This is a genomic window from Rhodanobacter sp. C03 (assembly GCF_002001175.1).
In the GTDB taxonomy this organism is placed as follows: Bacteria; Pseudomonadota; Gammaproteobacteria; order Xanthomonadales; family Rhodanobacteraceae; genus Rhodanobacter.
Map to the genome: position 1 here is coordinate 870,223 of NZ_MUNT01000006.1, position 7,060 is coordinate 877,282.

Consider the following 7,060-nt stretch of genomic DNA (forward strand, 5'->3'; position numbering starts at 1 on the left):
CCGGGGCTGTCGCGTTACACTTGCCCGCTTTCCCCGGCGCGGCTCGATGGCGGCGCCTTGAACACGCGTCCCCTATGTCCAGCCTGATCAAGCACCCGCCCCTTCCCAGTACCCCCAAACAACGCCGTTACTGGACGCCGCCCCACGGCTCCGCACGGGCACTGCTGATCGCCGAGGCGGCACGCACGCACGACGGCCTGCTGGTGGCGGTGACCCGTGACACCCAGCGCGCGCAGGCGCTGGAAGCCGAGCTGAAGATCTTCGCCGGCGGGCTGCCGGTGCTGCATTTCCCGGACTGGGAGACGCTGCCCTACGACGTCTTCAGCCCGCATCCGGAGATCGTCTCGCAGCGCATCGCCACGCTGTACCAGCTGCCGAGCGTGAAGCGCGGCGTGCTGGTGGTGCCGGTGGCCACGCTGATGCAGCGCATCGCGCCGCGTACGCATATCACCGGCTCCGGGCTGGTGCTGGCCAAACGCCAGAAGCTCGACCTGGTCAGCGAACAGCGCCGGCTCGAAGCCTGCGGCTATCGCAACGTGCCGCAGGTGGCCGAGCCGGGTGACTTCGCGGTGCGTGGAGCCCTGCTCGACATCTTCCCGATGGGCACGGCCGAGCCGTACCGCATCGAGCTGTTCGACGACGAGGTGGAATCGATCCGCAGCTTCGATCCGGAAACCCAGCGCTCGCAGCAGCAGGTGGAGAAGATCGAGCTGCTGCCCGCGCGCGAGTTCCCGCTCACCGAGGAAGCGGCGAAGGAGTTCCGCGGCAACCTGCGCGAGCGCTTCCCGATCGACGTGCGCCGCTGCCCGCTGTATCAGGACATGAAGGAAGGCGTCACGCCCGGCGGCATCGAGTACTACCTGCCGCTGTTCTTCCGCGAGACCGCGACGCTGTTCGACTACCTCGCCGACGATGCGTTGTTCGTGCTCGGCGAAGGCGCGGGCGACGCTGCCGACCAGTTCTGGGTGCAGACCGCCGAACGCTACGACCAGCGCGCACACGACATCGAACGCCCGGTGTTGCCACCGGCCGAGTTGTACCTTCCACCGGAACAATTGCGCGAACAGCTCAACAAGCGGCTGCGCGTGGAAGTGGTCGACAGCGGTCACGAACACGCCGTCACCAGTGGCACCCAGCCCGCACCGGAGCTGCCGCTCAACCGCAAGGGCGAAGAACCGGGTACGTCGCTACGGCATTTCCTCGCCAGCTATCCGGGCCGCGTGCTGATCGCAGCCGATTCAGCAGGACGGCGCGAGGCGCTGAATGAGACGCTGGCAGCAGCGGGATTGAAGCCGCAAAACGTGGAGGGCTGGCAAGTCTTCCTGCAGCCACCACCTTCTGTAGGAGCGGCTTCAGCCGCGACCGGCATTGACAACAAGAGCATCACGGCTGAAGCCGCTCCTATAACCGCTCCTGCAGAGGCACCGCGCTTCGCCATCACCATCGCCAGCCTGGAACAGGGCTTCGCGCTCACCAAACCCGCGATCACCGTGCTCACCGAGCGCGAGCTGTACGGCGAGCGCGTGCGCAGCGAGCGCGACCGCAAGCGCCGCCGCGGCACCGCACGCGATCCGGAAGCGATCATCCGCGATCTCACCGAGCTCACCCTCGGTGCGCCGATCGTGCACGTCGATCATGGCGTGGGCCGCTACCAGGGCCTGCTCTCGATGGACGTCGGCGGCATGGATGGCGAGTTCCTCACCATCGAATACGCCAAGGGCGACAAGCTGTACGTGCCCGTGGCGCAGCTCGGCCTGGTCAGCCGCTACTCGGGCACCGCACCGGAACTGGCGCCGCTGCATTCGCTGGGTGGCGACGCATGGGAACGCGCACGCAAGAAAGCCGCCGAGAAGGTGCGCGATGTCGCCGCTGAACTGCTGGCTATCTACGCGCAACGCGAAGCGCGTGGCGGTGAATCGATGCCGATCGACCGCCAGCTGGTGGAGGAATTCGGCAGCACCTTCCCATTCGAGGAAACCCCCGACCAGGAAACAGCGATCGAAGCCGTGCTCAATGACCTGGCCGCACCGCGCGCGATGGACCGGGTGATCTGCGGCGACGTCGGCTTCGGCAAGACCGAAGTCGCGCTGCGCGCCGCGTTCGCCACCGCCACCGCCGGCAAGCAGGTCGCCGTGCTGGTGCCGACCACCCTGCTCGCTCAGCAGCACTACCGCAACTTCGCCGACCGCTTCGCCGACTGGCCGGTACGCGTCGATGTGCTGTCGCGCTTCAAATCCACCAAGGAAGTGAACGAGGCGCTGAAGCGCCTCGCCGACGGGCAGATCGACGTGATCGTGGGCACGCACAAGCTGCTGCAACCGGACATCAAGTTCAAGAATCTCGGTCTGGTCATCGTCGATGAGGAACAGCGCTTCGGCGTGCGCCAGAAGGAGCAGCTGAAGAAGCTGCGCGCCGAAGTCGACCTGCTGACCATGACCGCCACGCCGATCCCGCGCACCTTGAACATGGCGATGGCCGGCCTGCGCGATCTCTCGCTGATCGCCACGCCGCCGGCACATCGATCGGCCGTGCGCACCTTCATCTCGGCGTGGGATCCGGCGACGATCCGCGAAGCGCTGCAACGCGAGCTCTCGCGCGGCGGCCAGGTGTACTTCCTGCACAACGAAGTGCAGAGCATCGAGCGCACCGTGCGTGAACTGGAAGAACTGGTGCCCGAGGCGCGCATCCGCATCGCCCACGGCCAGATGCCCGAGCGCGAACTGGAAGGCGTGATGGCGGACTTCCACCGCCAGCGCTTCAATGTGCTGGTGTGCACCACGATCATCGAAACTGGCATCGACATCCCCAGCGCCAACACCATCATCATCAACCGCGCCGATCGTTTCGGGCTGGCCCAGCTGCATCAGCTGCGCGGCCGCGTCGGTCGCTCGCATCACCGCGCGTATGCCTATCTCGTCGTACCCGACCGCAAATCGATCACCGCCGATGCGCAAAAGCGCCTGGAAGCACTCGCTTCGCTGGAAGAACTCGGCGCCGGCTTCACCCTGGCCACCCACGATCTGGAAATCCGCGGCGCCGGCGAGCTGCTCGGCGACGAACAGTCCGGCCAGATCCAGGAGATCGGCTTCGGCCTCTACACCGAACTGCTGGACCGCGCCGTGCGTGCGCTGAAGTCCGGCAAGATCCCCGACTTCGACCTCAGCAGCGAACACGAAACCGAAGTCGAGCTGCACCTGCCCGCGCTGATCCCGGACGATTACCTTGGCGACGTGCATCATCGCCTCACCCTGTACAAGCGCATCGCCAGCGCGCGCAGCGAGGACGACCTGCGCGACCTGCAAGTGGAGATGATCGATCGATTTGGCCTGCTGCCGGACAGCACCAAGCAACTGTTCGCCGTCGCCAGCCTGAAACTGATGGCCACCCCGCTCGGCATCCGCAAACTCGACTTCGGCGCCAACGGCGGCCGTATCGTGTTCCGTGAAAAACCCGACGTCGATCCCATGCTGATCATCAAGCTGATCCAGCAACTGCCACGCGTCTACAAGCTCGATGGCCAGGACAAGCTGAAGATCACCTTGGACCTGCCCGGCGCCACCGAGCGCATCCGCAGCGCGCAGGAAGTGCTGATTCTGCTAGGTGCACGTCGGCCCGGCTGACTGTAGGAGCGGCTTCAGCCGCGATGCTCTTGGGTATGTCGGCGCCGACCGGGCAAGAGCATCGCGGCTGAAGCCGCTCCTACACTATTTCTGGAAATGGATCATGCGCATCGGCAGCACAGGCCGAGCCTCAACGATCCAGCGGACTCAGCACGCCCTGCCCGCCGCGATTGAGTACATGCGTGTAGATCTGCGTGGTGGCCACATCCTTGTGGCCGAGCAGCTCCTGGATCGTGCGGATGTCCTGGCCGGCCTCCAGCAGATGCGTAGCGAAGGAGTGGCGCAGTGTGTGGCAGGTGGCCGGCTTGACGATACCGGCACGATCCCGCGCCGCCTTGATCGCACGCTGCAGTCGGGATTCGTCCACATGATGGCGACGTTCTGCCCCATCGCGCGGGTCCACACTGCGTGCCGCTGCGGGAAACGCATACTGCCAGCCCCAGTCTTGTGCAGCACCCGGAAACTTGCGCGCCAGCGCATCGGGCATCCAGACCCGGCCAAAGCCGGCCGCGAGATCCCGCTGGTGAACCCGCGCAGCCTCGGCCAACTGCGCTCGCAGCGGCTCACTGAGTGTGCGCGGCAACATGGTGCGGCGGTCCTTGGCGCCCTTGCCCTGACGCACCAGAATCTCGTTGCGCTCAAAGTCCACATCCTTGGCGCGCAAGCGCACGCACTCCATCAACCGCATGCCGGTGCCGTACAACAAGCTGCCCATCAGCCAGTGAAGGCCGGTCAGCTCCCCCAGTAGCGCGGCAACCTCCGACCGGGTCAACACTACCGGCAACCGCTGCGGCCGCTTGGCCCGTTCGATCCCATCCAGCCATGGGAGATCAATACCCAGTACCTGCTTGTAGAGAAACAGCAGCGAAGACAGGGCCTGATTCTGAGTGGCCGCGGCGACCTTCCCATGCACCGCCAGCGTCGTCAGGAAGCGCTCGATCTCCGGCGCGCCAAGTTCGCTTGGATGCCTCTTGTCATTGGCAAAAATGAAGCGCCTGATCCAGCCCACATAGGCTTCCTCACTACGTTTGGACATGCCCAGCCGCCGCATTCGCTCGCGCACCTGGTCAAGCAACTTCGGTGCTGGGCGTGTCGCCACGCCACTTGTCCCTGCTCCCGCTCCATGAAAGGATGTCATCCATCTCTCCTGTCTGTATGCATGGCGAGATTAGGTTGCCGCATTAGGCTGCGCCAACGGGGATAAGTTGTTGATTTGCGTAGGCCGCAGGCTCGACTTGATGCCTGAATGTCAGAATTAGGCTGCCGTATTAGACTGCATTATGAAATCTACTTAGCGTTAGGCCATGAAGCAGACGGAACTCAACAAATTTCTTGGCAAAGCCTTGAAGTCCGCGGGAAAGGTCTATGGCTGGCGCTCGGCGGGCGGATTTTTATTTAAGCCGCTCGATGAGCTTTTCTTTTCATTGACGTTTGCATCGAGTGCACGTGCGCATTCTCTTCATTACACCCTGAGGTTTAAGTGGCGCCTACTCGATGATATGCAGTGGCTAGTCTTAGGCATGTCTGACAACTCCAACGGCCCCATGAGCCTCCGAGCAAACGGCGCGTTCAGCGTGCGTGGGCAGGAATTATTCGGCGAGTCAGTACGCGAATGTATATGGAGTGAAGAGTGGGTCGACCACAACATCACCAGAATCGTTGAGGAGGCCAACGAAAAAGTGAAAGTTACGTCTCAACAGATCACTAGTATCGACGACTTCATGGCTTTTGCTGAAGAAGAGCATTTAAGGCTTTTGCAACGCTCACCCAAAGCCGTCGTGACGCTCTGGCGCGAACGCCTTCTTACTCATTTAATTAAAAATCAGTTCACGGAGGCGGCTGCCATCGCAGAACAGCGGATAGCCGCAAGAGATTCTGGTAGTTTTATAGTAGACGGGCATTCATTCTTTGAGCTTGCTAGGCGCCATATTTCGGCAATTGCCTAACAACTCGTCCAAGCGGACGCGCTAACCGCGCGCCGCTTAACTCAGGCGTTAGGTTGTAGTGGAGGGGAAGTCACACATGAAGCCAAGGCTGTTTCTCGGCGTTTTTGCAATGATTGCGGTGCAGATCATCTTCGGGATTGCAAGCGAGCTGTCCTCTTCCACCGCATTGATATTTGCTATCCCGATCGTCGGCTCTTTTTCCGCTGCGGCATGCGGTGGGTTCGTCGCCAGACGGTCTTTCGTTCTACCAGGTGTGCTGGTCTTGTTAGTCGATCTCGCGTTGATTGCTTACGCCTTGCCGCATACCACCGAGGAGCCAGTGGACTATTCCGTTGTCCCTCCTTCGGGTTGGGCAATGATGGTGCTAATTTCGGCATCGTTTCTTGCAGCCGGTGCGGCGGGCGCTAAAGTTGGCACTCGCTTTGCGGCCCGATACGCCTTGGCGAATGCATCGCCTACAGCCTAACAACTCGTTCAAGGCGGACGGCTTCGCCGCCGCTTAACTCAGGCGTTAGACGTCAGGGGTGCGCATGAAGCAACCGATTTTCCTTCTAGTGGCTCTACTCGCTTTTGTGGCTCATGCGCAAGAGCCCCAGTTGTCTCCGGATGCCCCGAAAGACAAGCCTGTCCAGATATACACAAAAGACGGCGAGGCTTCACTCAACGCCGCAGAGGCACCTTATATTGCGAAGGCAAGGTCGACCTATCCAGTGGCCAAGGCTACGTTTCTAGCGGGACTTCCCCAAGGCGAGATCTTCTTTGCAACCACCATTTTGCATGACAATAACGGCGCAGCTGAGCAAGTTTTCATTGAGGTAAATTCGATCCAGGGCGACCATATAATTGGCCATATTGCGAGCCAGCTCAGCGTAGTAAAGGGCTTCCAAAACGGCCAGTTCTATACCTTCCCGGAGTCCGCCTTGATTGATTGGCTGATTACCCATGCGGATGGATCTGAGGAGGGCAACTATGTCGGGAAATTCTTAGACACTTACCACGGGGCTGGCGTCTAACATCCCGTTCGAGGCGGACGGCTGCGCCGCCGCTCAACTCCAGCGTTAGACTCAATCCAGAATTTTGTACCGGGCGGATTCCAAGGGGCTTTCATGGGCATCCAAAAGAAGTACGAGGCTCTCGTGAAAGAGTGGGGTCGTGAGCTAGCCAACGAAATCATGGCCAAACGTGCATCGAAGCGCCCAGCCAAAAAGGGTAAGAGCAAGGCGCAACATTGGTCGCCGGTGCTGCCCGGGTCCTTCGAGTCCGGAAAGCATCGCTAGCAGCAAAAACTCGCACAGATGGTCCTCGTCGCGACCGTCTAACATCTCATTCAAGCGGACGGCTTCGCCGCCGCTTAACTCCAGCGTTAGGGATGCTCTGATCAATTAAGTTAGAAACGGCCGTCCAGACGGCCATGAGAAAGCACCGGACCTGCTACGGGGAAAAGGTGTCTGTGGAGGCAGGTCGCCGGCACCGCCGTGCCGATTTACCTCGAAC

Annotated in this window: 5 protein-coding genes; 4 read left to right on the forward strand and 1 reads right to left on the reverse strand. The window is 61.7% G+C overall.

Annotation, left to right across the window (positions count from 1 at the left end; translation table 11 throughout):
- The first annotated feature begins 74 nt into the window (after positions 1-74).
- Complete coding sequence (gene mfd / locus B0E48_RS12240) at positions 75-3,620, forward strand: transcription-repair coupling factor (RefSeq protein WP_077518343.1); 3,546 nt, start codon at positions 75-77, stop codon at positions 3,618-3,620.
- Between the two features lie 130 nt (positions 3,621-3,750).
- Here mfd and B0E48_RS12245 read toward each other — a convergent pair whose 3' ends face one another.
- Entirely contained in the window at positions 3,751-4,758 is a 1,008-nt protein-coding gene (locus B0E48_RS12245) for an integron integrase (RefSeq protein ID WP_077518344.1), read from the reverse strand.
- A gap of 166 nt (positions 4,759-4,924) precedes the next feature.
- Here B0E48_RS12245 and B0E48_RS12250 point away from each other — a divergent pair, with 166 nt between their 5' ends.
- The 3 genes from B0E48_RS12250 to B0E48_RS12260 all read left to right on the forward strand — a co-directional run bounded on the left by B0E48_RS12250 (position 4,925) and on the right by B0E48_RS12260 (position 6,579).
- A complete protein-coding gene (locus tag B0E48_RS12250) occupies positions 4,925-5,566 on the forward strand; it encodes a hypothetical protein (protein ID WP_077518345.1) in 642 nt (213 codons plus the stop codon).
- A gap of 76 nt (positions 5,567-5,642) precedes the next feature.
- Entirely contained in the window at positions 5,643-6,032 is a 390-nt protein-coding gene (locus B0E48_RS12255) for a hypothetical protein (RefSeq protein WP_139350255.1), read from the forward strand.
- A gap of 64 nt (positions 6,033-6,096) precedes the next feature.
- Positions 6,097-6,579, forward strand: coding sequence for a DUF2314 domain-containing protein (locus B0E48_RS12260; protein ID WP_139350256.1), 483 nt, complete (start codon positions 6,097-6,099; stop codon positions 6,577-6,579).
- The last annotated feature ends 481 nt before the right edge of the window (positions 6,580-7,060 follow it).